The organism is Paracoccus methylarcula, from assembly GCF_003007735.2.
GTDB lineage: Bacteria > Pseudomonadota > Alphaproteobacteria > Rhodobacterales > Rhodobacteraceae > Paracoccus > Paracoccus methylarcula.
Map to the genome: position 1 here is coordinate 275,717 of NZ_PXNQ02000004.1, position 24,599 is coordinate 300,315.

Annotated in this window: 34 protein-coding genes; 15 read left to right on the forward strand and 19 right to left on the reverse strand. The window is 62.7% G+C overall.

The window, feature by feature from the left end; genetic code table 11:
• Nucleotides 1-2 precede the first annotated feature (2 nt).
• Nucleotides 3-1,028, forward strand: a complete 1,026-nt coding sequence (locus tag A7A09_RS08780; protein WP_436277792.1) for a YeiH family protein — start codon at nucleotides 3-5, stop codon at nucleotides 1,026-1,028.
• Between the two features lie 3 nt (nucleotides 1,029-1,031).
• Complete coding sequence (locus A7A09_RS08785) at nucleotides 1,032-1,988, forward strand: phosphate acetyltransferase (protein WP_106691023.1); 957 nt, start codon at nucleotides 1,032-1,034, stop codon at nucleotides 1,986-1,988.
• Between the two features lie 37 nt (nucleotides 1,989-2,025).
• On the opposite strand, the gene pheS is transcribed toward A7A09_RS08785, so the two are convergent.
• The 7 genes from pheS to pyk form a co-directional block, all read right to left on the reverse strand.
• A complete protein-coding gene (gene pheS, locus A7A09_RS08790) occupies nucleotides 2,026-3,105 on the reverse strand; it encodes a phenylalanine--tRNA ligase subunit alpha (protein ID WP_106691024.1) in 1,080 nt (359 codons plus the stop codon).
• A 93-nt stretch (nucleotides 3,106-3,198) separates the two neighbouring features.
• Nucleotides 3,199-4,560: a cytochrome P450 gene (locus A7A09_RS08795; RefSeq protein WP_106691025.1), complete on the reverse strand. Its 1,362-nt coding sequence runs from the start codon at nucleotides 4,558-4,560 to the stop codon at nucleotides 3,199-3,201.
• Complete coding sequence (locus A7A09_RS08800) at nucleotides 4,557-5,576, reverse strand: calcium:cation antiporter (protein ID WP_106691026.1); 1,020 nt, start codon at nucleotides 5,574-5,576, stop codon at nucleotides 4,557-4,559. The genes A7A09_RS08795 and A7A09_RS08800 overlap by 4 nt, the downstream gene beginning before the upstream one ends.
• 213 nt (nucleotides 5,577-5,789) lie before the next feature.
• Nucleotides 5,790-6,149, reverse strand: a complete 360-nt coding sequence (gene rplT / locus A7A09_RS08805; RefSeq protein WP_106691027.1) for a 50S ribosomal protein L20 — start codon at nucleotides 6,147-6,149, stop codon at nucleotides 5,790-5,792.
• Between the two features lie 17 nt (nucleotides 6,150-6,166).
• Complete coding sequence (gene rpmI / locus A7A09_RS08810; RefSeq protein ID WP_106691085.1) at nucleotides 6,167-6,367, reverse strand: 50S ribosomal protein L35; 201 nt, start codon at nucleotides 6,365-6,367, stop codon at nucleotides 6,167-6,169.
• A 124-nt stretch (nucleotides 6,368-6,491) separates the two neighbouring features.
• On the reverse strand, nucleotides 6,492-6,791 hold the full coding sequence (locus tag A7A09_RS08815) for a hypothetical protein (RefSeq protein ID WP_106691028.1): 300 nt from the start codon (nucleotides 6,789-6,791) through the stop codon (nucleotides 6,492-6,494).
• 30 nt (nucleotides 6,792-6,821) lie between these two features.
• Nucleotides 6,822-8,267 (reverse strand): pyruvate kinase, encoded by a 1,446-nt coding sequence (gene pyk / locus A7A09_RS08820; protein ID WP_106691029.1) that lies wholly within the window; start codon nucleotides 8,265-8,267, stop codon nucleotides 6,822-6,824.
• Nucleotides 8,268-8,381: 114 nt separating this feature from the next.
• Here pyk and A7A09_RS08825 point away from each other — a divergent pair, with 114 nt between their 5' ends.
• Both A7A09_RS08825 and pheT read left to right on the forward strand, forming a co-directional pair.
• The gene (locus A7A09_RS08825) at nucleotides 8,382-9,122 is read left to right on the forward strand and encodes an N-formylglutamate amidohydrolase (protein ID WP_106691030.1); all 741 of its coding nucleotides are present in this window, start codon (nucleotides 8,382-8,384) and stop codon (nucleotides 9,120-9,122) included.
• A 245-nt stretch (nucleotides 9,123-9,367) separates the two neighbouring features.
• On the forward strand, nucleotides 9,368-11,755 hold the full coding sequence (gene pheT, locus A7A09_RS08830; protein ID WP_106691031.1) for a phenylalanine--tRNA ligase subunit beta: 2,388 nt from the start codon (nucleotides 9,368-9,370) through the stop codon (nucleotides 11,753-11,755).
• A 249-nt stretch (nucleotides 11,756-12,004) separates the two neighbouring features.
• Here the strand turns inward: pheT and A7A09_RS08835 are convergent, their stop codons facing one another.
• The 11 genes from A7A09_RS08835 to A7A09_RS08890 form a co-directional block, all read right to left on the reverse strand.
• Nucleotides 12,005-13,072, reverse strand: a complete 1,068-nt coding sequence (locus tag A7A09_RS08835) for a tyrosine-type recombinase/integrase (protein WP_106691086.1) — start codon at nucleotides 13,070-13,072, stop codon at nucleotides 12,005-12,007.
• 199 nt (nucleotides 13,073-13,271) lie between these two features.
• On the reverse strand, nucleotides 13,272-13,400 hold the full coding sequence (locus A7A09_RS21830) for a hypothetical protein (RefSeq protein ID WP_281277456.1): 129 nt from the start codon (nucleotides 13,398-13,400) through the stop codon (nucleotides 13,272-13,274).
• Between the two features lie 232 nt (nucleotides 13,401-13,632).
• The gene (locus A7A09_RS08850) at nucleotides 13,633-13,887 is read right to left on the reverse strand and encodes a hypothetical protein (RefSeq protein ID WP_106691034.1); all 255 of its coding nucleotides are present in this window, start codon (nucleotides 13,885-13,887) and stop codon (nucleotides 13,633-13,635) included.
• A complete protein-coding gene (locus A7A09_RS08855) occupies nucleotides 13,884-14,699 on the reverse strand; it encodes a ParB N-terminal domain-containing protein (protein ID WP_106691035.1) in 816 nt (271 codons plus the stop codon). Before A7A09_RS08855 ends, A7A09_RS08850 begins: the two co-directional genes overlap by 4 nt.
• 3 nt (nucleotides 14,700-14,702) lie before the next feature.
• Complete coding sequence (locus A7A09_RS08860) at nucleotides 14,703-15,005, reverse strand: hypothetical protein (RefSeq protein ID WP_106691036.1); 303 nt, start codon at nucleotides 15,003-15,005, stop codon at nucleotides 14,703-14,705.
• Between the two features lie 16 nt (nucleotides 15,006-15,021).
• Entirely contained in the window at nucleotides 15,022-15,468 is a 447-nt protein-coding gene (locus A7A09_RS08865) for a hypothetical protein (protein WP_106691037.1), read from the reverse strand.
• 19 nt (nucleotides 15,469-15,487) lie between these two features.
• The gene (locus A7A09_RS08870; RefSeq protein ID WP_106691038.1) at nucleotides 15,488-15,793 is read right to left on the reverse strand and encodes a hypothetical protein; all 306 of its coding nucleotides are present in this window, start codon (nucleotides 15,791-15,793) and stop codon (nucleotides 15,488-15,490) included.
• Nucleotides 15,790-16,134, reverse strand: a complete 345-nt coding sequence (locus A7A09_RS08875) for a hypothetical protein (RefSeq protein WP_211341081.1) — start codon at nucleotides 16,132-16,134, stop codon at nucleotides 15,790-15,792. The genes A7A09_RS08870 and A7A09_RS08875 overlap by 4 nt, the downstream gene beginning before the upstream one ends.
• On the reverse strand, nucleotides 16,131-16,355 hold the full coding sequence (locus tag A7A09_RS08880; protein WP_106691039.1) for a hypothetical protein: 225 nt from the start codon (nucleotides 16,353-16,355) through the stop codon (nucleotides 16,131-16,133). The genes A7A09_RS08875 and A7A09_RS08880 overlap by 4 nt, the downstream gene beginning before the upstream one ends.
• Nucleotides 16,355-16,663, reverse strand: coding sequence for a hypothetical protein (locus A7A09_RS08885; protein ID WP_106691040.1), 309 nt, complete (start codon nucleotides 16,661-16,663; stop codon nucleotides 16,355-16,357). Before A7A09_RS08885 ends, A7A09_RS08880 begins: the two co-directional genes overlap by 1 nt.
• 105 nt (nucleotides 16,664-16,768) lie before the next feature.
• The gene (locus A7A09_RS08890; protein ID WP_245999236.1) at nucleotides 16,769-17,104 is read right to left on the reverse strand and encodes a helix-turn-helix domain-containing protein; all 336 of its coding nucleotides are present in this window, start codon (nucleotides 17,102-17,104) and stop codon (nucleotides 16,769-16,771) included.
• A 34-nt stretch (nucleotides 17,105-17,138) separates the two neighbouring features.
• Between A7A09_RS08890 and A7A09_RS20515 the strand changes: the two genes are divergently transcribed.
• From A7A09_RS20515 to A7A09_RS08900, 3 genes are read left to right on the forward strand one after another with little or no spacing between them, the layout of a single operon-like run.
• Complete coding sequence (locus A7A09_RS20515; RefSeq protein WP_148043633.1) at nucleotides 17,139-17,477, forward strand: hypothetical protein; 339 nt, start codon at nucleotides 17,139-17,141, stop codon at nucleotides 17,475-17,477.
• A complete protein-coding gene (locus tag A7A09_RS08895) occupies nucleotides 17,446-17,775 on the forward strand; it encodes a hypothetical protein (protein WP_106691041.1) in 330 nt (109 codons plus the stop codon). Before A7A09_RS20515 ends, A7A09_RS08895 begins: the two co-directional genes overlap by 32 nt.
• Entirely contained in the window at nucleotides 17,775-18,245 is a 471-nt protein-coding gene (locus tag A7A09_RS08900; RefSeq protein WP_106691042.1) for a hypothetical protein, read from the forward strand. The genes A7A09_RS08895 and A7A09_RS08900 overlap by 1 nt, the downstream gene beginning before the upstream one ends.
• Before the next feature lie 2 nt (nucleotides 18,246-18,247).
• Here A7A09_RS08900 and A7A09_RS08905 read toward each other — a convergent pair whose 3' ends face one another.
• Nucleotides 18,248-18,565 (reverse strand): hypothetical protein, encoded by a 318-nt coding sequence (locus A7A09_RS08905; RefSeq protein WP_148043634.1) that lies wholly within the window; start codon nucleotides 18,563-18,565, stop codon nucleotides 18,248-18,250.
• 596 nt (nucleotides 18,566-19,161) lie between these two features.
• Between A7A09_RS08905 and A7A09_RS08910 the strand changes: the two genes are divergently transcribed.
• The 8 genes from A7A09_RS08910 to A7A09_RS22070 all read left to right on the forward strand — a co-directional run.
• Nucleotides 19,162-19,449, forward strand: a complete 288-nt coding sequence (locus tag A7A09_RS08910; protein WP_106691044.1) for a hypothetical protein — start codon at nucleotides 19,162-19,164, stop codon at nucleotides 19,447-19,449.
• Nucleotides 19,450-19,452: 3 nt separating this feature from the next.
• Complete coding sequence (locus A7A09_RS08915) at nucleotides 19,453-19,743, forward strand: hypothetical protein (protein WP_106691045.1); 291 nt, start codon at nucleotides 19,453-19,455, stop codon at nucleotides 19,741-19,743.
• Entirely contained in the window at nucleotides 19,740-20,084 is a 345-nt protein-coding gene (locus tag A7A09_RS08920; protein WP_106691046.1) for a hypothetical protein, read from the forward strand. Before A7A09_RS08915 ends, A7A09_RS08920 begins: the two co-directional genes overlap by 4 nt.
• The gene (locus A7A09_RS08925; RefSeq protein ID WP_245999237.1) at nucleotides 20,077-21,081 is read left to right on the forward strand and encodes a DUF7146 domain-containing protein; all 1,005 of its coding nucleotides are present in this window, start codon (nucleotides 20,077-20,079) and stop codon (nucleotides 21,079-21,081) included. The genes A7A09_RS08920 and A7A09_RS08925 overlap by 8 nt, the downstream gene beginning before the upstream one ends.
• Nucleotides 21,033-21,209, forward strand: coding sequence for a hypothetical protein (locus A7A09_RS21400; RefSeq protein WP_245999238.1), 177 nt, complete (start codon nucleotides 21,033-21,035; stop codon nucleotides 21,207-21,209). The genes A7A09_RS08925 and A7A09_RS21400 overlap by 49 nt, the downstream gene beginning before the upstream one ends.
• Nucleotides 21,202-23,034, forward strand: coding sequence for a DNA primase family protein (locus tag A7A09_RS08930; RefSeq protein ID WP_170167054.1), 1,833 nt, complete (start codon nucleotides 21,202-21,204; stop codon nucleotides 23,032-23,034). The genes A7A09_RS21400 and A7A09_RS08930 overlap by 8 nt, the downstream gene beginning before the upstream one ends.
• 428 nt (nucleotides 23,035-23,462) lie before the next feature.
• On the forward strand, nucleotides 23,463-24,239 hold the full coding sequence (locus A7A09_RS08935) for a hypothetical protein (protein WP_245999239.1): 777 nt from the start codon (nucleotides 23,463-23,465) through the stop codon (nucleotides 24,237-24,239).
• 267 nt (nucleotides 24,240-24,506) lie between these two features.
• The coding region (locus A7A09_RS22070; protein WP_366465715.1) for a hypothetical protein at nucleotides 24,507-24,599 on the forward strand (93 nt) is incomplete at its 3' end.

Sequence of the window (24,599 nt, forward strand, 5' to 3'; positions counted from 1 at the left end):
GAATGACCCCCAGCCTTGTCATGCGCCTGTCCAGTGTTCCGGCGCTGAAGCCGATGTTTCCGGGCTTCGCCGTCGCCGTTCTCGTGGCGATCACCGCGCAATTCCTGTCGGAGCATTACGGCGCACCCGCCATGCTGCTGGCGCTGCTTCTGGGACTGGCGCTGAACTTCCTGGCCGAAGAGGGAACCCGCACCGCCCCGGGAATCGAGTTCACCGCCCGGACGGTGTTGCGTCTTGGGGTCGCGCTTCTCGGTGCGCGGATCAGCGTCGAGATGCTGGCGGAACTGGGTGCGGCGGCCATTGCGCTGGTCGTCGCGGGGGTGATCCTGACCATCCTGTTCGCGCTGCTGGTGGCCCGCTTCGTCGGTCGCCGCTGGCGCTTTGCCTTGCTGACCGGGGGTTCGGTCGCGATCTGCGGGGCCTCGGCCGCCATGGCCATCGCCGCCGTCCTGCCGCGGCATGAGAAATCCGAGCGCGATCTGGTCTTTACAGTGCTTTCGGTCACGGTGCTGTCGACCGTGGCCATGGTGCTCTACCCGATGCTGGCGCAGCTGTTCCAGTTCGACGCGCGCGATTCCGGCGTCTTCCTTGGCGGCACCATCCACGATGTCGCGCAGGTTGTCGGTGCCGGTTTCTCGATCGGGCCGGAGACCGGCGAGACCGCCACATTGGTCAAGCTGATCCGGGTCTCGATGCTGGCGCCGGTGGTGCTGTGCTTTTCTCTGGTCATCCGGCAGAGGGGGTTGGCCGATACCGAGGGCGGAGAGAAACCGCCGCTCCTGCCGGGTTTCGTGCTTGGCTTCCTCGTCCTGGCGATCCTGAACTCGATCGGTCTCATCCCGGCGATGATCGCGGATTGGGCCGGAGCCCTCAGCCGGTGGGCATTGCTGATCGCCATCGCCGCGGTGGGCATCAAGACCTCGCTTGGCCGCATGGTCGAGGTCGGGGCGGGCGCGATCGGGCTGATGGTGGCGGAAACCGTCTTCCTAGGCGCCTTCATCGTCATCGGCCTGCATTTCCTGGGATAAATCATGAAACCACTCGAACGCATCTTCGAAGCCGCCCGCGCCCGGCCGCGACATATCATCCTGTCGGAAGGGGGCGATCCGCGCGTGGCCGAGGCAGCCATGCGGCTGACCGAACAGGGATTGGCGCGCGTGACCCTGATGGATGGTCCGGAACTGTCCGGCGTCACTCGCCTGATCCCTGCCGAGGCGCCGGATCTTGCGGAACTTGCCGATCACTGGCACCAGATGCGTGCCTCGCGCGGCATGACCCCGGAACGGGCGCTGGAAGAGATGCGCGACCCGATCCGGCAGGCGGCCATGCGGGTGCGGCTTGGGCAGGCCGATGGAACGGTCGGCGGTGCGGTCGCGACCACGGCCGATACGGTCCGCGCCGCGCTGCAGATCATCGGGCGGGCCCCCGATGCCGGGGTGGTGTCGAGCTTCTTTCTGATGCTCTCTTGCGGTCCCGAGGCGCCGGTGAAAGGCGGCATGATCTTTGCCGATTGCGGTCTTGTCATCGAACCCGACGCCGAGGAACTCGCGGCCATAGCGCGCGCCGCTGCTGCCTCGTGTCGCCGTCTGCTGACCGAGACCCCGCGCGTGGCGATGCTGAGCTTTTCGACCGCCGGTTCGGCGGATCATCCGAGCCTTGGCCGTATCCGCGAGGCACTGGCCCGGATCCGCGCGGAGGAACCCGATCTTGAAATCGACGGCGAATTGCAATTCGATGCGGCGCTTGACGATGCCATCCGTGCGACGAAAGCCCCCGGTAGCAGCCTCTCGGGCAGGCCGAATATCTTCATCTTTCCAGACCTTGCCTCTGGCAATATCGGCTACAAGATCGCGCAGCGCCTTGGCGGGCTGATTGCCATCGGCCCGATCCTGCAGGGGCTCGACAAGCCTGCCAATGACCTGTCACGGGGTTGCACCGTCGACGATATCGTCGCCGCGAGCGCGATCACCGCGTTACAGGCGGAATAGGGGCCGCGAGGCGACGGGCAGCCGCCCTCTCGGCCGGTCAGCGCGAAAGCCCGCCGCTCACGCTTGGCATGTCGCCGGCGGCAAAGCCGTAATGGCGCAGCCAGCGCAGATCGGATTCGAAGAAGGCGCGCAGGTCGGGAATGCCGTATTTCAACATCGCGATGCGGTCGATCCCCATGCCGAAAGCAAAGCCCTGCCACTCGTCTGGATCCACTCCGGCAGAGCGCAGCACATGCGGATGCACCATGCCCGAGCCAAGCACTTCGAGCCAGCCATCTCCTTCGCCGACCTTCAGCGTGCCGCCTTCCCACGAGCATTGGATATCGACCTCTGCCGAAGGCTCGGTAAAGGGGAAGTGGCTGGCGCGGAAACGGGTTTTGACACGTGTGCCGAAATAGGCCGAGAAGAACTCCTCGAGAACCCATTTCAACTGCGCCATGGAAATATCGCGGTCGATTGCCAATCCCTCGATCTGGTGGAACATCGGCGTATGGGTCTGGTCCATGTCCATGCGATAGACCCGGCCCGGAGCGATTACGCGGATGGGCGCGCCCTGTTCCTGCAAGGAGCGGATCTGCACCGGGCTGGTATGGGTGCGCAGCACATGCGGCGGGCGGTTGTCGCCCTCGGCGCGGTGCATGTAGAAGGTGTCCATCTCTTGTCGCGAGGGATGTTCAGGCGCGATGTTCAGCGCGTCGAAATTGTACCAGTCGGTTTCGACCTGTGGCCCTTCGGCCACGGCGAATCCCATATCGGCGAAGATCGCCGTGACCTCATCGGTGACCTGGCTGATCGGATGGATCGTGCCGCGCGGACGGGGCCGACCCGGCAAGGTCACGTCCAGCCATTCCCCGGCCAGCCGTTTTTCCAGCGCCGCGTCCTCCAGCGACAGTTTGCGTGCGCGCAGGGCGGCGTCGATCTCGTCCCGCAACTCGTTCAGGGCGCGGCCCGTGGTCTGGCGCTCTTCCGGCGTCATCCTGCCCAGTTCGCGCATCTTGAGGCTGATCTCGCCCTTCTTGCCAAGGGCGGCAAGGCGCACCTCCTCGATGGCGGCGGGATCGGCCGCGGTTTTGATACGGTCAAGCCATTGCTGGCGAAGCGGGGTCAGATCATCCATCGGAAAGCCTCGGCGTCATGTCGGGGCTTGGGTTAGCACTTGTCGCGGCAATGGGAAAGCCTTGGTCGCCGGGGAAAGGTGACCGGCGCTGGCTTATTCACGCGCCGACCCGCTCCGCGCTGAAACCTGTAGCCAGACGCCTCCATGCGGGCGCAATGTCAGGATCATCCGGGGCTGCGGTTCCCGGCCGGGAACAGGATCGAAGCGGAACCTGTTCAGCAATGTGGCAAGGATGATCACGGCTTCCTGTATGGCGAAATTGGCGCCGATGCAGATCCGTGGGCCAGCGCCGAAGGGCAGGAAGGCAAAGCGGTCGGGCGTGGTCTCGAACCGATCGGGATCGAAGGCGTCGGGGTGCTCCCACAACAGGTGATGCCGGTGCAGCGCATAGATCGGCAACACGATGGTATCGCCGCGCCGCACCTGCCGCCCGCAGAGCAGGTCCGGCGCCTGCGCGGTGCGCGACAGGAACGCGGCGGGGGGATAAAGGCGCAGGGTCTCGTTCACCACCCGCTCGATATAGGGCAGGGCCTCGACATCATCGGCGGTTGCGGCGCGACCACCCAGGACCGAGCGGGCCTCGTCGGCGGCGCGCTCCTGCACCAAAGGGTCGAAGGCGCAGAGATAAAGCGCCCAAGCCAGTGTCAGTGCGGTCGTCTCGTGCCCCGCGACGATGAAGGTCAACAGGTTGTCGCGCAATTCCTCGCGGGTCATGCTGCGTCCGGTCTCGGGATCGGCGGCGTCCAGCAGCAGGTCCAGAAGATCGGGTGGGCCGTCCTTGGCCGCGGCCTGCGCCCGCTCGGCGATGGCCCGATCGGCCACCTGTTTCATCCGCTTCAACCCCTGGCCCGACATCAGTCGACCCGGGCGCGGGATCCATGCGGGCAGTCCCAGCACGTCCATGATCGACAGCTTGGCGGTCTGGGCGATATAGCCGTCGACGGCGTGATGCACCGCGTCGCGGTCGAAACCACCACTGCCCGAGAAGGTGACGTCCGAGATCACCTCGAATGTTGCGGCGACGGTCTCGGCGAACATGTCCGCCGGTCCCGTTGCCGTTGCAAGCCGCCTGCATGACGCCTCGGCTGCGGCGGTCATCACCGGACCCAACGCGGAAATATGCCGGGCGGCGAAGGCCGGGGCGGCGGCGCGGCGTTGCCAGCGCCAATGCGCGCCCTCGGCCACGAACAGGCTGTCGCCGATGGCAGGTTTCAGGATCAGCTTGGTGGTGACGGATTTCGGGTAATCCTCGACCCGGTCCTTGAGGATATGGCGCAGGCATTCGGGATCCATCACCATATGCCAGCGCAACCCGGTCCGGCCCGAGACGATGGGCTGCCGCAAGGCGATGCCGGGGATCAGTTCCAGCACATTGCGGCGGGCGGTCGCCACCGTGCCCAGAATACCCATCGGGCGCATGGTCAGCGGGACCTTGACGGGTTCGCGCGCGGTCATGGCTCCAGCACCAGCATGAGATAGGCCAGGAACAACACCAGATGCACCGCGCCATGCAGCACATTGGTGCGCCTCGTGCCGAATGTCTGAACGCAGACGATCAGGGTCAGCGCCAGCATCACCTGCATTTGCGCCCCAAGCCCCAGCACGACATTCTGCCCGGTGGTCACCGCGATCAGCAGAACGGCGGGCACGGTCAGCCCGATCGTGGACAGGGCCGCGCCAAGGCACAGGTTGACCGCCCTTTGCAGGCGATTGGCCAGGGCCGCGCGCACCGCGCTCATCCCTTCCGAGGCCAGCACGATGGTCGCGATGACGACACCGCCCAGGGCACCGGGCAGGCTCATCGCGTTGATGCCGTGATCGACGAAGCCCGCCATCTTCTTGGACAGCAACACGATAGGCAACAGCGTCGCCAGAAGCAGGAAAGCATGCGCCCAGGTGGCATAATGGGCTTGGCTGGGCGGGGTGGGCAGGGGCGGTTCTTCGGCCTCGGTGAAAAAGCCGCGATGGCGAACGGTCTGGATCGACAGGAAAACGCCGTAAAGCGCCAGCGTCACCACCGAAAAGAACAGCGCCTGCCCGGTACTGAAACTGTCACCGGGGTTGGAGATGGTATAGGCGGGCAGCGCCAGCCCGAACACGGCCAGTGGCACCAGCACGGTCAGAAAGGCCGAGGCACCGGCGAAATTATAACTCTGCTCGCCATGGCGCAGCGCCCCCAGCAGCAGCGACAGCCCGACCAGTCCGTTGAGCACGATCATCAGCACAGCGAACATCGTGTCGCGCGCCAATGTCGGACCTCCGTCACCGGACAGCATGACCGAACCGATCAGCGCGACCTCGATCACCACCACGGACAGTGTCAGGATCAGGGTGCCATAGGGCTCGCCCAAGCGGTCGGCCAACGCCTCGGCATGGCGCACCACGCAGACGCGCCCCAGATCATCACGGTGAAAAGCCAGATAAAGGGCAGCAAGGCCCAGACCGCCGTCGCGGGGTGCAGGAATGCCCATGGTATGGTGTCGAAAATCGCCAATGTGGCGATGACCGCCAGGATCGGCCGCTCTTGTGTCAGGTTCCGCAGAATGCGTGTCATGGCTGCAGGTTAGCCATCAACATGTCCTGCCACAATCGCAAGATCATGCGCAAAACGGTGATCGTTCCGTGATGGGCATATGAAAAAAGCCCGTCCGGGGACGGGCTTTTCGGTTCCGATTCGGCTCGAATCAGGCCGCGGCTTTCGCCTTTTCGACGATTGCGCCGAAGGCTTCGGGCTCGTTCACGGCCAGGTCGGCCAGAACCTTGCGGTCAACTTCGATCCCTGCCTTCGACAGCAGGTTGATGAAGCGGGAATAGGTCAGATCGGCATCGACCAGACGCACGGCGGCGTTGATCCGCTGGATCCACAGGGCGCGGAAATTGCGCTTGCGGTTCTTGCGGTCGCGGGTGGCGTATTGGTTTGCCTTGTCCACAGCCTGCGTGGCGGTGCGGAAATTGCGCGAACGCGCGCCGTAATAGCCTTTCGCCGCCTTCAGAACCTTCTTGTGGCGGGCGTGGGTGACCTTGCCGGATTTCACTCGTGCCATTGCTTACGTTCCTTCGATCAGCGGTTATAGGGCATGTATTTCTTGACGATCTTGGCATCCGCGTCCGACAGGACGGTGGTGCCGCGCGCATCGCGGATGAATTTCGTGGTGCGCTTGATCATGCCGTGCCGCTTGCCGGCCTGGGCGGATTTCACCTTGCCCGAGGCCGTCATCGAGAACCGCTTCTTGGCGGCCGCTTTGGTCTTCATCTTCGGCATTTTCGTCTCCATTCGTCAGAGTGAACGCACGACTCGGCAATGCCATCCGGGCCGGCCGTGCGGGATTGGAAGCGCGCCATATAGACGCGCCGGGATGATTTGGCAAGAGGGTGGCAGGCCCTTCTCAGTTGGCGGGCGCTTCGGCTTCTGCCGCGGTTTCGCCTTCTTCGGTCGCGTCGCCCCCTGCAGCTTCGTCCGCGGCCTCACCCCCGGTCACGCGTGTCCATGCCGACAGGATGTCCTGCGGATGGAACGGTTTTGGCGCGGTATAGGCACCGGCGAAGATCATCACGATCCCGAGCAGCAGCGTGATGACCGCGCCGCGCGGCGGCTCGGTCTGCAAAAGCTGCACAATCGCGGCGATGACCGAGATCACGCAAAGCGCGACACCGGCCAGCAGCATGTAATCGGACAGGTTGGACATCGGACCCCCGCTTTCTTGACCCTTCGAGCCTTATTCCGGATCGGTGGCGTAAATCAACCGCTCGTCGCAGGGCGCGATACGCAGGATATTGGTCGTCCCCGGCACGTTGAAGGGCACCCCGGCCATGACCACCACCTGCCGCGTCTCGTCGGCAAAGCCGTAATCGCGGGCGGCGCGCGTCGCGTTCACCACCGCCTCCTTGAAGCGGGTCAGGCGCGGCGTGATGACGCAATGGGTGCCCCATGTCAGGCACATGCGGCGCACGACCGATTCGATCGGGCTCAGCGCCAGGATCGGCACGCGCGGACGTTCGCGGGCGACAAGGCTGACCGTCGCGCCGGATTGGCTGAAGGCGCAGATCGCGGCGACCTCCGTGGTTTCGGCGATCTCGCGGGCGGCGGTCACGATCGCGTCGGCGACGCTGTGCAGCTTGGCGCTGCGCGAGGCTTCGATGATGTTGCGGTAATTCGGATCCGCCTCGACCGAGCGGGCGACGCTGTCCATCGTCGTGACCGCCTCGATCGGGTAATCGCCCGCCGCGCTTTCGGCCGAAAGCATCACGGCATCGGCGCCTTCATAGATGGCATTGGCGACATCGCTGACCTCGGCTCGCGTGGGAATCGGGCTTTCGATCATCGATTCCAGCATCTGGGTTGCGACGATCACCGGCTTGGCGGCGGCACGACAGCGGCGGACCAGCCGTTTCTGGATCGGCGGCACCGAATGGATCGGCAGTTCGACCCCCAGATCGCCGCGCGCGACCATGATCCCGTCCGAGGCCTTCAGGATCTCTTCGAATGCCTTCACGGCGGCGGGTTTCTCGATCTTGGACATCACGGCGGCGCGGCCCTTGGCCAGGGCCTTGGCCTCTTCGACATCGGCGGCGCGCTGCACGAAGGACAGGGCTAGCCAGTCCACGCCGAGCTCGCAGGCGAATTCCAGGTCCTCGCGATCCTTGTCGGACAGGGCGGCAAGCGGCAGGATCACGTCCGGCACGTTCACGCCCTTGCGGTCCGAGATCGTGCCGCCCACGGTGACCGTGCATTCGGCGAAATCCTTGCCGCAGCTATCGACCCGCAGCGCGACCTTGCCATCATTGACCAGCAGTTCCGCCCCCGGCTCAAGCGCGGCGAAGATCTCGGGATGCGGCAACTGAACCCGGCCGGCATCCCCCGGAGCGGCATCCAGGTCAAAACGGAACCTGTCGCCCTCTTCCAGTTCATGCCCGCCCGCAGCGAAGGGACCGACACGCAGTTTCGGCCCCTGCAGATCGGCGAGGATCGCGATGGGGCGCCCGACCTCCGCCTCGATCTCGCGAATCGTGGCATGCCGCGCGCGGTGATCGTCATGGTCGCCATGGCTCATGTTGAGGCGAAAGACATCCGCCCCGGCATCGAACAACGCGCGGATCATTTCCTTGCTGCTGGAGGCCGGCCCCAATGTGGCCACGATTTTCACGTTGCGGTGTCGTCTCATGTTGAATCCCCATGCAGGTTTAGCGCTATCTATGGCGCAAACGCCGCTTCGCGGCAACTGGCGTCTGTAGCGAGACTGGCTTAAACGGCGGTTAACATGAATGGTAACAACGGCATGACGGAACGCGCATACTGGATATCGGGCGAGGACAGGCCCTCGCGCTGGCTGATTACCTGCGATCACGCGACCAACCGGGTGCCCGGCTGGCTGAATGGTGGGGATCTGGGGATCGGGGCAGCGGATATGGCGCGTCATATCGCCTATGACGTGGGGGCGGCGGGGCTGGCGGACAAGCTGGCCGCGTTGCTGGACGCTCCGGCGATCTTTTCCGATTTCTCGCGCCTCGTGATCGATCCGAACCGGGGCGAGGATGATCCGACCCTGCTCATGCGCCTTTATGACGGCACGGTGATTCCCGCCAACAAGCTGGCCGACGGGGCCGAGCGGGAACGCCGCCTCGACCGCCTGCACCGCCCCTATCACGAGGCGCTGGAGCGGCTTGCAGGCCGGCATCCCGCCCGCTGCATCTGTGCCATTCACAGCTTTACCCCGCAATTGCGCGGGCGCCCGCCGCGCCCGTGGCAGGTCGGTATCCTCTATTCCCACCGCGATACCCGGCTTGGCCCAGCCATGGTTCAGGCCTGCCGCGAGGAGGGCTGGGTGACCGGCGAGAACCAGCCCTATACCGGCCATCTCGAAGGCGATTCGATCGATCGTCACGCATTGGACCATGGCCGCCCCAACGTGCTGATCGAGTTGCGCAACGACCTGATCGCAACCGAGGCGGGGCAGGCCGAATGGGCGGAGCGCCTCGCCCGGGTGATTCCCGGGGTTCTTGCTGCTGCCGAAACGTGAATCGGGGCGGCTGTTCCGGGGCGGTCCTCGCGTCCCGCGACGGCCGGGAATTTTTCACCCCGTCACCGGCAGGTCCCTTGAACCGATGGTGCGATCTACCGGTGACCCTGCAAGGTATTTGGACAAAGAAGAAGGGCGACGCGGATTCGGCCTGATAAGCAGGTCCGGCCCTACCAATCCCCGCAGGCTTGCGCTAGGAACCGGGGAAATCATAGCGGGCGCGGGCCCGAACGGACGGTTGCGACATGAAATTCACCCTTTCCTGGCTTAAAGAGCATCTCGACACCACGGCCACCCTCGACCAGATTACCGAGGCGCTGACCGATCTTGGCCTTGAGGTCGAGGAGGTCTCGGACCCCGCTGCGCGTTTGGGTGCCTTTACGCTGGCGCGCGTGGTCCATGCCGAGCAGCATCCAGATGCCGACCGGCTGAAGCTTTGCCGGGTGCTGACCGACGAGGGTGAGAAGCAGATCGTCTGCGGTGCGCCCAACGCGCGCGAAGGGATCACCGTCGTATTGGCCAAGCCGGGGGATTATGTTCCCGGCATCGACGTCACCCTGAGCGTCGGCAAGATCCGCGGAGTCGAGAGCCACGGCATGATGGCCTCGGAGCGCGAGCTGGAACTGTCGGACGAGCATGACGGCATCATCGAGTTGCCCTCGGGGGAGGTCGGCCAGAAATTCGTGGACTGGCTGGCACAGAACGCGCCGGAAAAGATCGATCCGATGATCGATATCGCGATCACGCCGAACCGCCCCGACGCGCTTGGTGTTCGCGGCATCGCCCGCGATCTGGCGGCGAGGGGTCTGGGCCGGCTGAAGCCGCTGCGCGAGGCCGGCATCACGCCTGTCTTCCCCTGTCCGATCGGCGTCACCATCGAGCCGGAGGTTGCTGCCAAGGCGCCGTTCTTCTCGGGGCGGGTGCTGCGCGGGGTCAAGAACGGCCCCAGCCCGGCATGGCTGCAGAAGCGCCTGACGGCCATCGGCTTGCGTCCGATCAACCTGCTGGTCGATATCACCAATTTCTTCACCTATGATCTGAACCGCCCGCTGCATGTGTTCGATGCGGCGAAGGTCTCGGGCAACCTGACCCTGCGTGCGGCGCAGGAGGGCGAAGAAATTCTTGCGCTGGACGACAAGACCTATCGCATGCCCGAAGGCGCCGTGGTCATCTGTGATGAGAACGGTCCCGAAAGCATTGCCGGGGTGATGGGCGGCGCGGCCACGGGCTCGCAGGAGGACACCACGGATGTGTTCATCGAGGCCGCCTATTTCGATCCGGTCAGCACCGCCGCGACCGGCCGGGTGCTGAAGATCAGTTCGGATGCGCGTTACCGGTTCGAACGCGGCATCGATCCGGAATTCACCCTGCAGGGGCTGGATCTCGCCACGCGGATGATCATGGATCTATGCGGTGGAGAGCCCTCCGAGGTGGTGACCGCCGGTGCCGTCCCCGATACCGCCCGCGCCTATCGCCTGGATCCGTCGCGCACTGCCAGCCTTGTCGGACTCGACATCCCCGAGGCGACTCAACGCGCCACGCTCGAAGCGCTCGGCTTCCGGCTGGAGGGTGACATGGCGCATGTTCCCTCGTGGCGCCCCGATGTGCAGGGCGAGGCCGATCTGGTCGAGGAAATCGCCCGTATCGCCAGCCTCACCGGGCTGGAGGGCAAGCCGCTGCCGCGCCTGAGGCCCGGTGTGCCGAAGCCAATCCTGACGCCCTTGCAGGTGCGGGAAAGCGCGGCGCGGCGGCAGGCTGCGGCCCTGGGTTACAATGAATGCGTCACCTACAGTTTCATCGATCAGGCAGCCGCCAGCCTGTTCGGCGGCGGTGCGGATGCGGTGCGGGTCGAGAACCCGATCAGCAGCGAGATGACCCATCTGCGCCCCGATCTGCTGCCCGGCCTGCTGGCCGCCGCTGCCCGCAACCAGGCACGCGGTTTCGCCGATCTGGCCCTGTTCGAGATGGGGCCTGTCTTTGCCGGTGGGGAACCGGGCGAGCAGGCGACGCAACTGACCGGCTTGCTGGTCGGCGCCACTGCTCCGCGTGATCCCTTCGGCAGTCGTCGCAAGGTGGATCTCTATGACGCCAAGGCGGATGCCGGGGCGGTGCTGGCCACCATCGGCGCACCCGCCAAGGCGCAGATCAACCGCAAGCTGGACGGCTGGTGGCATCCGGGCCGCGCGGGCAATATCGTGCTTGGTCCCAATGTGCTGGCGACATTCGGGGAAATCCATCCCCGGGTGCTGCGCGACATGGATGTCAAGGGCCCTGCCGTGGCTTTCACCATCCGCATCGCCAATATCCCCTTCCCCAAGGTGAAAACCGCGACGCGGTCGGCGCTGGATATCTCTGAACTGCAGGCGGTCGAGCGCGATTTCGCCTTTGTCGTCGACCCAATGGTCGAGGCATTGACGCTCGTGAATGCCGCCGCCGGCGCCGACAAGGCGCTGATCGAGCGTGTGACCGTGTTCGACCAGTTCACCGGGCTGGAGGATGGCAGGAAATCCATCGCCATCACCGCCCGCATGCAGCCGCGCGACAAGACCCTGACCGATGCCGAGATCGAGGCCGTCAGCCAGAAGATCATCGACAAGGTCCGGAAAGCGACGGGCGGCGCTCTGCGCGGCTAGCCCCGTTCAGGGGCGAACGGACCCGGCGTTGAATTGTGCGCCCCGCGAAGGATCGAGACCGCATTGCGGGACCCGTGGCTGCGGGCCTTCGCGAAAGATGCTCCGGGGAAAGGATGGAGCGGGTGATGGGATACGATCAAATGAATTTATTTAATGATTTCAATCCAAGAGTGTCCCATGGTAGGGATTTGCAGCCCGTTATGAATCAATGGGTTACGTAGAGGGTGTCCCACGAAATTCGCGGTCTGTTCACCATTCCATGCCTTCCAGGCGCTTCATCGCGTCTGCCGCCATCCGCCACCTTTCGACACCCTTGGTGTAGATCTCTGAGGTCTTTGCCTGAGTATGTCCGTGGATCGACATGATTTGATACTGGCTGCAACCTTCTTGGGCCAGGAGATGTCCCGCCGCCTTGCGAATACCATGACTTGACCGGTCGTCGAGCCCAGCTTCACGGCACCATCGCCGGAACATCTGTCCGAGACTGTCTGGAGTGGCGAACGGCTTGCCCTTGTAGTTGAGAAGGTAGGTAGGGCCCTGGACTGTGGTGGCCCGTGTGGCTTTGAAGAGGGGTGGCAGCATAGGGATTGCGACCGGAGCGGATCCACGTTTTCGCGGCTGCCAACCTATTCCCCGGATACCGTCACGGGTAAACTCATTCCCTCGGCCAAGCTCAATTGCGTCTCCGATACGACACGCGGTGAACATGAATAGCGTCAGGGCAAGGTGGGCCGTCGTTCCTGGCGGGTGTTTCTGACGATACTTCTTCAGGTCGGCCACGGTCCATGCCACGGCACCACCTTTACCGCGATCAATCGTTCCGATCCCGATAGCGGGGTTGATCTGGCAGATTTTGACATCGTCAACGGCCCAACGATACATGCTGCGAATACCTGCCACGACACTGTCCGCCCATGCTGGCGTGTCGATCATCTTGTCGCGGAGTTCGATGATTTTGATCTGCGGAACTCGCATGTCGTATTCGCCATACTCTTCCCGTAGTATCTTCATAACCTGGCGACGCTTCTTCAGGGTCAAGGAGGAGGCCAATCCGGCTTCTACCTGCCGCTCCAGGGCCGCTTCGTGCTTATATGTCAGCCAGGCAACCGAGTTCCTGACCACCCGGTCCTCCGGGGCGATCGTGGGCTCCAAAGCTACACCGCGTCGCGCGGCGCGGTAGTGTTCCATGAATTCGGGATGGTCTGGGGTGACGGTCAGCCTTATCCGGCGGGCTTTTTCCCCTTCGACTCTGACTCGATATCGGTATGCGCCTGATGGCAGCCGTTCCCTAAGGAGGCCGGGCAGGTCGAGTTTCATTTCGTCTGGCTCTACCATTGCTTGGGTAGGCCAAACTTGTCCGGTTCATTCACCTGGTCAACGATTCGTTCGTTCGGGACCAGGCGCACTGTGACACTCCCCAACACCAACTCAATCACGCTATTCGGATCAGCTTCACGTGCCCCCTGGACGGCGCGCTTGATGTCTGTCTTCGTAAAGGTTGCGCGCGGCCGTCCCATCAGATCGTCGCCTCCTGAAACTTCTCGGCTTCATTGCCCCAGATCACCCAGCCTACACGGCGCTGGCGACTGAACAGATCGAAGCCTCCAAAGGGACGCAGGTCGTGGAAGGTATGGAGCGAGCTCATGTCTGTCCCAATCTTGCCGTAGACAGCCAGCGACCGAACGCCTCGGACAGTGCATCTTGCGCGGCCTGGACCGATCTCGCGGTGCCGCGGTCATCGGTGAGATCGAGCGCCCAGGTCGCGCGGCCGTCGCCGAGAGGGTAGATACGGCCGACTGGTGCGTTGCCGCAGAACGCGATCACGCGGCCGAGCTCGTGCGGCTCTTGGAAAGACAAGATGCATGGCGACCGGTCCATCAGGACATTGCCTCCAAGGTTTCGTCGGTCAGATTGATGCGGGTGAACTTGTAAGCGCCAAGTGTCGTCGGTGACACAGCGCGGAATCGGCCCTGCCACCCTCGCGCCTTTACGATCGTCCGGATGGTCGAGACTGGCTCGCCGAGCGCGTCGGCCACTTCTGCAATGGTGCGATACCATCCGTGGATTTGGCAATTGGCCCAGATACGGTAAGCAAGCGCCATCGTTCGGGGGTTCTGACGAAGCCTGGTCATGCAGCCTTCCTCCCCCGAAGCAGCATCGCGAAGAACTCGCGCCGGCAAGCGGCCTTCGGACGACCATCTTCCGCAGCCAACCTGTCTGCAGCCTCGATCACCAGCCACGGACGTTTTTCGCGCAAAGCGGCAAGGCAGTTGTTTACATCGACCTGGCTTTCCGCGATCGCGCCGAGCCACGGCGTCAGCAGATCGTTTGAGAAGTTCGCGACAGAATTGGGATCATATTCCAGCAACGCGGTCAGACCCTTGGTCACCACTGCGTCCTGGTCGCGCTCGATCAGCTTCTTGATCAGCGATACAGCGAACACCATGCCGGGCTTCTTGGCCTTGGTCGTATAGTTGCTGGACATGAGCCTGCAGCCGGCATCGGAGACGGCCTCGCGGCACCGAAGTGCCCAGGTCTCACCGGCTGTCAGCGCGGCTCGATACACCGATTGCGTGTTGACCCTGATCTGCCTGGTATTGATCTCGATGAAGGCGAGCGCCTGTTCTTCGGGTGCGACCAGGGCGACCATGGCCGGGATCTTCTCGAAGCTGCATAGCGCTGCCGCATGTGCGCGATGTTGTCCGTCGATCAAGGCATATTTCCCGCCCTCGACAGGTGCGACCACGATCGGAGAAAATCGCGACCACCGAAAATCTCCTGCAATGCGGCGAATGGCGGCAAGATTGCCGCTGTTCAGTGGCCGCTGGTAGCGATCGTCGATCACGAGCTTGTCGATCTCGATCCACATCAATTGCGGCGCCGGCTGCGAAGACGGTGTTACGGGGAACATACCGTCGATGTTGATTTGTCGATAGTCGGACATGGTTCACTTTCCCGGCTGCTGAGCCAACCGCTTTTCGGCGGCGGCAATCCAGTTGCTGAAGGCACCATGCAGACCGCTCGTACTGGTCGAACTGATCCGCCGCATGGTGATGCAGTTGCCTTCGGGCTTTTCCGCGATCCGGGCGCCGTAGGTGGCGGTCAGGTAATCGCCGAGTTCGTTTGCGGCTTTCCTATGCCGACGGTGCTGATCCATGATGTCGCCATTTTCGTATGAGATCGTAGGCAACTGCGCGATGCGTGCGCGGAGATCGGCGATGATGTCGGGAAAATCGGGTGCGTCGGTCATGTTTGGCCTCCAAGATTCAGGAATTCGGTTTCGGCAGGCGCAGCGGTCCATCCGTCGTTGTGATTGCCTCCCCCACGCGCCGCCCGTCAGGCAGGTGGATATGAGGCAGGAAGGCTGCATCGGTGTCGAGGAAGCCAGCCGCCATCATCGCGGCCTGCGCCTTGATCCAATCGGCCATGATCGCCCAGGCAGCGCTTTCAGCCACTTTCCGCGCCTTGACGTTGTGATCCGACTCCTTCGTCCTCGGCCCACGCTTGTTCTCGCGCAGCCAGGCCTCCGCATAGGCGCCAACCCGAACCGGGATCGTTATCTCACGGCCATGCAGGCGGAATTGTGCGATGATCTGGTCGGCATCGTCATCGACCATGAAGCCGACAGCGGAAGCGCCGGTGCTGCGCAGCGTGTCGCGGATTTCCTTCTCGCGAGCCTGGCCGGCGGTCGAGGATGCATAGGGCAGTGCCATGATGGTCTCCACTGTTTCCTTAAAGCCGCCGACGTGCCTGGCGCTCGACGGCCGCTTTTCGTTCTCGGAACTCGCGACGATCGACGTGATCCATGTCGTCGAAAGCCTGCATTACGCGCGCGGCGTATTCTTTGCTTGAGACTTGGCCGTGCGCGCTTTTCACCGCTCGTCCAATTGCGATCGCCAACCTCTCGATCAGTTCGTCGTCGGCATCATCACCGGCAAGGTGCATCGCTGCAGCAGTGCGGCCCATGTCGCTGACATAGCCTTGGCGGACCTGGAAGGCGTAGGCCTCGCGGAGTTGGTCGGGGGTGAACGTCGTCATGCCCGCCCCTCCGCGTGGCTCATCGCCACGTCTACTGCGCGGTGCAATTGCTTGACCGCGTATTGCCTGCGAGCTTCAGCACCGGCCTTTGCCGCAGGCTTGTTCTTCGGATCCATGATGTCCGCTAGGGCGCGCAGCAAGATTGCCGTCGCACGCCCATCCTGTTCCGCGAGCTCGGCTGCCCAGATGCCAATACCCAACGTGACGAACGATGCGCCTGTGCAGCCCGCAACGCGGGCGCCGAGCCTGGTGCATTCGAGCAGATGAGCGTGGACTATCTCGCGCACGACGTCGCCGGATGCGCCGGCGCGATGGTGGGTGCCTTTGCGCGGGTCAGTCATTTCAGCCACCATGCGGCCAGCACACCGCCCGCGAAGGTGCCGAACATGCCCACGGCGATGTAGATCAGATCGCGAGCCTTGAGGGCTTGCAGGGGCGATGGTGCCTCATGATCCTCGACGGCCGGCAAGTCGATCGGCAGTGGGGCGTCTGGCGCTTCGCTCTCCGGCCCCTGCCAAGCGTGATACGGACTGATGCGGCGTGTGACGATATGCTCTTCCATCACCGTGCACCCTCGCGACCGATCGGCGGGCGATGACACTGCCGAAGAATGCGGCCTCGCGCATTCGATCGGATGTACCAGGCGAGCCTGCGTGCGACAGGGCCAGCGGCAGCGGCTGCCTCGGGGTCGGTCAGAACCTTCCGGACCTGATCATGGATCGGATGCCGGGCAAGGGCGTCGTCGGGAAGAAGTGACATTGCGATGGTCTCCATCGGGTTGCGATGGGCCAAGATGTATTCCAGATAAAATGGAATATCAACTATTCGATTACAAAAAAATGGAAATTGAGCCTGCATGTCTTGCAGCATCGGCAAATGTTCGCTTATTGTTCCATTTCCGGAGCGAGGAGGAAAGATGGATGAGCAGGGTCTTGTTCGTGATTGGCGGGTTGGCTTATCGCTTGGGTATCAACCTTAACTTGCTCTTTGATCCCATTCATTATTTGCGACTTCGAGCGCAGGGAAGAGGCGATCCTGCACGTCACCAGGTAGCTGAGAATAGTGACCGCTCATCAGAAAATTGAAGTCTATTCTGTGCTCTCGGAAAAAGTAGCTCATGATCTCCCTGTTGGGAAAGGTGAGGGCCTTTTCCATATTGCTGATGTTGGTCGTCCGCTTCAGGCCTAGACTGGTCGCGAGTTCGGTCTGCATTAAATCCGCAGCATATCTGGCCGCTTTCAGCCGAATTGCGCATGCAACAATGCCCATGTCGCCGGTGTGTGCAAGTGAATGTTTTTGTTCGCTGTTCATGCTGGATTTGTAATCCGTATTCAGAAATTCTGGAATGAATCTGTTCTGGATTATTGATATTCCAGAAAAACTGGATTATCTATCGGACATGACTCAGGTATCCGATATCACGACTGCCCATGTATGCGACGCGATTGGTCGATCGACCATCGCTCGTTCTCTTGGCGTAAAAGTCACTGCGGTAAGCAATGCTGTGACGGACGGCAAGTTTCCGGCAAGATGGTTTCTGGTCATCAATAAGCTTTGCGAAGGTGCTGGCATGCCGTGTCCAGATCGCCTGTTCAGCTTTGTTGGTGCGGATGCGGTGGGTCGGCAAATATCCAACCAAAGCGAGACCTCCCATGAACAGTCCCAAGATACGGACGCAGCCTGACACGCTGCCCGATCCAATGTCCCATGCCAATGCGTTCGACGGACGTGGCCGCAGCGCTGCCTCGGCCCGACGCGCCCATGTTCACGCGCATCATCCCGACCGCAGGGACTTCCTGCGCCGCTGGTCACTGCTGATGATCGCCAGCTTCCGTTGCCGCGAGGCCTGCGCCGTCCATTTCGGCGTGACCTTTCAGACGGCCTGCAACTGGTTCGACGGCTTCAATGCGCCCTACGGCCAGCATGTCGACTACGCGGTCGAGACTCTGCCGCGCTACGCGGAAATCATGAGGGGGAAGTGATGAAAAACCACGCAACGGAATCCGAAATGCCCAAGCTAGCCAAGCCCGCTGAAACCGATGCCGCTGTTCGTCAAATGAACGAATACGATAGTGGTCCCTACAGCTGGAAGCGCATGCAGCCTGAGGCAATAACTGAGCATCCTATCACTGAAAGTGATGCCCGTACGATTTGCAGGTCCTATGTCGGGATGGGGTGCGAGGCGAGATTCCGTCAACGCCATATCCACGAAAACTTCAGGAGATGCCGCGAAGCCTGGTGGGATTGCCTGCGGGCAGCAAGCGCACCGGAAGTACGGCTATCCTGTGAGCGCATGATCAACAACATCAATTTGGCCCTAGGGCTTCACCTTCACGATCAGGGCGCGGAGCTGGCCCGGCGGAACCATGAGCAGCGTGAACGTGAGAAAGAAGCGTCTCATCGTGCCGCAGTAGAAGCCGCCGAGGCGGCGGCTATCGATCGCTGGCGCTGAGGTCAGGCTTTGTCCATGAACGTGTCCTTGATGAACTCGATTGTCTGCCCGAGATCGGTTTTCGCCCGGTACTCTCTGTCTGGCGTCATGTTGTTTTCCGGGTCTTTATCGATGTCCCTGATCAGCTTCATCAGATCCTTGTATATGGCCGGGCGCAATTCGGAATCCTTCCGTACCGCCAAGGCCATCATTGCGACAACGACATGTTCCAGAGTCTCGACGCGGTCTGCAAGTTCCTCAAACGCTTCGTCTCGTTCTTGGATGATCAGTCGGCCTCTGTTTTCTTCATTCCCGGTTTCGGGACTATCCATAGGTGCCATGTTTTCTCCTTGCGTGGCATCTGGCGAATCAGTGGGTGCTACTTCTGATTCGCACTGGCGCTACCGTTTGCTAGGTGCGGTAGCTTCACCTCGGGGGAGCCTCACGGCAATAAGGCTCCCCCGCACATCCAGCTATGCGCGGGGGCCAAGCGATCGCAAGGTGGGTAAGCCGCCGAAGCACCGCATTCTCGACGGAATCGCCGCCAGTATCCCGAAATATCGGGACTTGACTCTGATGCGATGTGTCGGGGTGCCGTCATGACTTTCGGGCTTTCAGGTTGCCCGGGGCGGGGAGACGGTTGGGTCGCAGAACCTGTTCGTCCACTCGCCACGGTTCCGGCCGCCTCGGGCGGGACTTGTTCTGGGACCGTGGAACCTGCGGCTGGCCCGGCCGAGAGCCGCCTTATGGCGGCGGGGCAGAAGTTTCCATCGATGTCGACATTGCCTGTTCGGCACCGATGACTTGGCGGGGCGAGCTGCTCGCCGCCCCGTCCTTTTATTCGTGATCCGCACCGCCTCACCCACCACGGCGATGCGACCGCCCGGCCGCCATTCCTCCTCCCTTGGTGGCCGGGCGGAGATAGGAGGGACAGAGGATGACCGCACAGCACCGCGTCAGCGCCAGGATGATCACCATGGAACTCGCCATGAAGGCGCGCCAGGGCTTGCCTGACCCCGTGACGCTGGCCTCGGCGCTTTCGGCGGTCGGGCGCGCACTTGATGCAGGAGATCCGCTCGTGCGCGATCTCGACGAATTCGCCGAGCAGTTTCCGCGCTTTAGTCGTGACCCAGAACTTTTGAGCGATGCGGGCGAAAGGCTTTGGTCCTCGGTCGAGCGATCCACTTGGCCCCGGCCAATGTCGCGCTCCGATATCGAGGGCTGACCCATGAAGCTTTCCCACTATGACCGAACGATGATCCACGGGCTGGAGCTGATGAGCCGCACGCCGCTGATCGCAGAACCCGAAAATCACAAGATGATGGTCCGGATCCTCGAAATCGCCGCCGAGCGCTCCTCGGCCTACCCGGAGCTGCAGCCGCTTGTCCGGGAGGTAAAGCGGATCAGCGACAATCTCGGCCCGCATGTGAGTATCGAATATCCGCTGAAACTGGCGATGAACGAATTCGACCGGATGTGCATGGCCCTGCATTGGGATGCGGCGAAGGGGGCGCGATGACGGAGTTCCTGACCCCGGCGCGCCATGACGCCAGCAAGCATTACCACGACCCCTATACGGAATCCGGTGCCCGCAGCGTGCTGCGCCGGTTTCGCGCGGAGATGTTGCAGATGCTCGCCTTGATGGCGCGCAACAGCGCGGAATTCCAGGCAGGCAAGACATTCCTGGCCCAATCTCCCCTGCGCCGCAAACCTCATGTCGCAGCGGCCATGAAAACCCTCGGATGGGTCGAAGAGGTCCCTTCGGCGAATGGGGCCTGCGCCCTGGTGCTGACTGATCGCGGCCATCGCCAGATCGCCAATGCCCGGGCCATGGGATGGATGGAGTCTTCCGATGACTGATCCCGATCCCCGCATCGATGAGGCGCATGCCGTCCCGATGGCGGAGCTGGTCGATCGGCTGCAGATAAGTGGCCTGGTCAAGACCGCCGGTGAACTGGTCGGTCCGTGCCCCGGCTGTGGTGGCCGGGATCGCTTCGGGATCAACCTCTCGAAACAGATATTCAACTGCCGGGGCTGCGGCGCGAAGGGCGATCAGATCGCCCTGGTGCAGCTGGCGCTCGGTATGGGATTTCCGGAGGCGCTGGACTGGCTGATCGGCCCCCGGCAGGAATTGACGTCGGTGCAGCTGGCCGAACAGCGCCGGCGGAGGGAGGCAGCGGACCGGCAGCGCCGCGCCAGCGAGGAAAAGGCCCGCGCCCGTTCGATCCGCGCCGCCCGGGATCTCTTCTTCGCAGCCCGGCCCGCCGAAGGAAGCATGCTGCGCGATTACCTGACCCTGCGCGGTATATCGCCGGAGTTGTTGCCGGTGCTGCCGCCCAGCATCCGCTTCGAGCCGGAGGCGAGATATACAATCCCGGCCGAGGGCGCGTGCGACAAGTGGCAGGTCTTGCATAGCGGCCCGGCGATGATCGCGGCGGTGGTCGACCCGGCCGGCCGGGTCACCGCCGTGCATCGCACCTGGCTGGACCTGTCGCAGCCGAAGGGCAAGCTGATCCTGCCCGATCCCCGCAAGGAGGGCGAAACCCTGCCCGCGAAGAAGGTCCTGGGTTCGAAGAAGGGCGGCGCGATCCGGCTGGCCTCGCCGCCGGAGGCGAGACTCATGGTGATGGGCGAGGGGCTGGAAACCACGTTTTCGGCGCAGGTCGCGAATGCCTATCCGGAACCCGCCGCCTATTGGTGCGGGGTCGATCTCGGCAATATGGCCGGGCGACGCAAGCTCGGTCCCGGTCTCAAATATGCCGGCATTCCCGATATGGAGGATGACCGGGCCTGGGTGCCGCCTGCTGGGTGCGCCGCCTGGTCTTCGTCCAGGACGGCGACAGCGACCGGCGGCTGACCCGGGCGAAGCTCGAGGCGGGCCTGCGCCGGGCGATGCTGCTGCGGCCCGGCCTTTCCGGCGCCATCGCCTATCCGGGCGATGGCAGGGACCTCAATGACATTCTGATGGGAAGCGATGATGAATGAACGCATCGACCAGGCGCGCGCGGCGCTGTCCAATACCGACGATATCGATCTGCCCGAAGGGATGACATTTGCGCAGGAGGCCCCGGAACTTCCCGAGGATTACGCCCCGCCACCGCCGCCACCGGATGATGGCGGGCAGGGCAGTGATGATCAGCCACCCAACCCGTTCGAAGCGGCCGCCAGGCAACCCCTGAACGATCTCGGCAATGGCAGGCGCTTCATCATCCATTTCGGCGAGGATATCCGCTATGTCTCGCAATATGGCTGGATAGTCTGGGACGGCAAGCGTTGGGAGCGGGATGCCGAGATCAGCCGGGGTGTATCTCCGCGGATTCGGAGCCTGGCGCAGCGCATGTCCGGGTTGATCGAGCAGGAGATCGACTACATCCAGCCATCGAAACGGGATCGGAACCTGCTCAATGAGGAGCGTGACCTGCGCAAACGCCGCATCGAGATCGAGGCCATGCCGGGCCATGCCGATGACGAGACGTTGATGGAGGAACTCTCCAATATCGCCGGCCGCTTGCGCGGCATCGATGCTGCCCTGAAATCCCATAAGACCATCATCGGGCGCCGTCTCACACATGCGAAGAATGCGGGCAATTCCGGTCCGATGACCAACATGGCGGCCGAAGCATCGGTCATGGTGGCGCATACCGTCGACGAGCTGGACCAGGGCGATCTGGACATCAACACCCTGTCGGGCGTGCTGCGCTTCCGCCGGATTCCCCCGGACCCCGCCTCGGGCATGTCGGCCATGGCGGATTTCCAGCTCATTGCGCATGATCGAGCGCAATTGCTGACGAAGATCATGCCGGTCGAATATGATCCGGGCGCCAAATCTCCGCGTTTCGATGCGTTCCTCAAGGAAATTCAGCCCAATATCGAGATGCGGCGCTTCCTGCAGCGCTGGTTCGCCCTGTCGATGACCGGACTGGACGTCCAGAAACTGGCCTTCTTCCATGGTGGCGGCGCGAATGGCAAATCGGTGCTGGTCGATCTCATCGCCCGGATGCTCGGTGACTATTCCGCCACGGCGAAGATCGAGTCGCTGACCGGCAAGAACAAGAAATCCGGCTCGGAATCCCAACCCGATCTCATGCCGCTGATCAATTCGCGCATGGTCAGAACATCGGAGCCGGAGGAAGGCCAGCGGCTCCAGGAGGCCCTGGTCAAGGCCCTGACCGGCGGCGAGCCGATGATGATCCGCGACCTGTTCACGGGCATGATCACCTTCACGCCGTTCTTCAAGATCACCATCTCCGGCAACCATCTCCCCGATATCCGGGGCGGCGATGACGGCATCTGGCGCCGGGTCATGCTGGTGCAGTTCCCGGTCCAGATCCCGGAACACAAGCGGATCCCAAAAAAGGACATGGACGAGATCCTCTGGGCCGAGCGATCCGGGATCCTCAACTGGCTCATCGAGGGCCTGGTCGATTACCTGTCAGGCGGTCTGCAGGAGCCGCCAGAGGTGCTGGCGGCCACGGCCGATTACCGCAAGGATAGCGATCCGATCGGCACTTTCCTCGCCGATGCCACCGAGGTCACGGGTTATGAGGGGGATTTCCTGACCTCGCGCGAGCTGATCGAGGCATTCAATTACTGGATCGAGGAGCGAGGCGAAACCAGATGGGGCAATCGCACGGTCTCGATGCGGCTCAAGGCGAAGGCCGAGTCCTGGCGTCACCCGAATGGACAGAAGACATTCAGTCCGGCCAAGTCAGGAGTCACCGGATATCGGGGCATTCGCCTGACCGACGAGTTCGCGAGCCGGAAAAGATCGTCCGAGGCACAGGAGGCATGGAACTCATGGCCACGTTGACCCCGCACCCCGGCTTCATTTCCACATCGATCTGGCGGGCCTGCGGGCCCGTCACGCATGTCGGGGCACCGGTGTTGGGCCGGACGGGCGTGAAGCCTGCGGGCGGCGGGCGTGAGACCGTGCCGGGGTCTGGGGTGCCACCATGAATGATATCAATGAGTTGAAGGCATTTTTTGGGCTTGAGGGCCTGACGGGTCTGAAAATCCAAGGTATGTGCGCGCGCGTATATTCGAGGGGGCAGGGGGGAACCGTTTCCCCGCATAGGTTTCAATTTCAAGCCCTTCGGACCCTCAAGCCCAAAAAAGAGATGTAACCCCTTGATAACAAACAACCGAATTGCGTGATTTCCGGGAAATCTCAAACCCAACTCCTTCTATCTCAAGCCCGTCAAGCCCACCGAAAACAATCTGAACACAAAGGATAGTATATTGGCAGATAAGGGGCACCAATTGTTGAGCGCAGGCCGTGAAACGGCAATCGTCTACAGGGATCGGCGCGGCATCGGGGCCGAGGCGGATATCGCGAAACGGGCCGAGGCCGAGGCGAATCGCCTCCAGGCGATCAAGAATGCCGCCGCAATACCTGAATCTTGGGATTGCGGCCCCGATATCGCCCCGGCCCCGGCGCGCGGCGGCATCGCGCGGGAAGAGAATATCGAATTGCTGCCGGTCGGGGCCGAACAATGGATGCGCGCGCATCGCGGCTATGGTGGCCGCAAGGCCATTCGCGGAGCCGATGTATTCGATGCGATGATCGCGGCGGCGCTCAGGACCAAGCGGGATATTCCGCTGCAGCCCGGGCAGATCGCCATGGGCCGTCATTACCGCGACCTGGATGAATGGCTGTCTGCCGACGGCACCCGATTGTCACGGCTCGAGAGTTCCTTCGGCTCCGGCGGTAATGGCAACTGGATGGACCGGCGGCTGCAGCTTTCCAATGAACTGAGCGGCATTCGTCGCCGGATCGGCACGGCACCCGCCTTGCAGGTCCGCCGCATCCGACCCTCGCAACGCGGCGCCGATCAGCGCGGCTTGTTCACCTCGCGCGATCTCGTGGACATGGTCTGTCTCCAGGACTGCAGCATCAAGCAGGTCCTCGATCACTTCGGATGGCAGACCAATGGCCGCAACAGCAAAGCCGCCCTGGAGGCGCTCAGGGCCACGCTGGACCGCATGATCGGATATCGGGACGAAAAAAGCCCTTGACCGCTTATGGCGCTCTGTGCGAATCACATGGATAGTATCAAGACGTGCGCCCGCAGGGATCATCCCCTCGCGGGCGTTCTTCGCTCCAGAATGCCAGGATGTCAGGGAAGCTGCCACACTCCATACTTGTAGTTTCGATCCGCCTTGCAGGCTGGTCACCAGCTTTGGGTAGGTAATCTTACACATCTGCTTTTCCTTGACCGTGTTCACAGATGCACAGCTAATGTCGTCGGTTACAGTTGCATTGCGAAAAATCGGAGCATGGCTATGGTCACGATAACTGGTACTGCGGGAAATGATGTCCTTAACGGAACTTCCGGGGATGATGATTTCTATGGTTATGCCGGCAACGACACAATG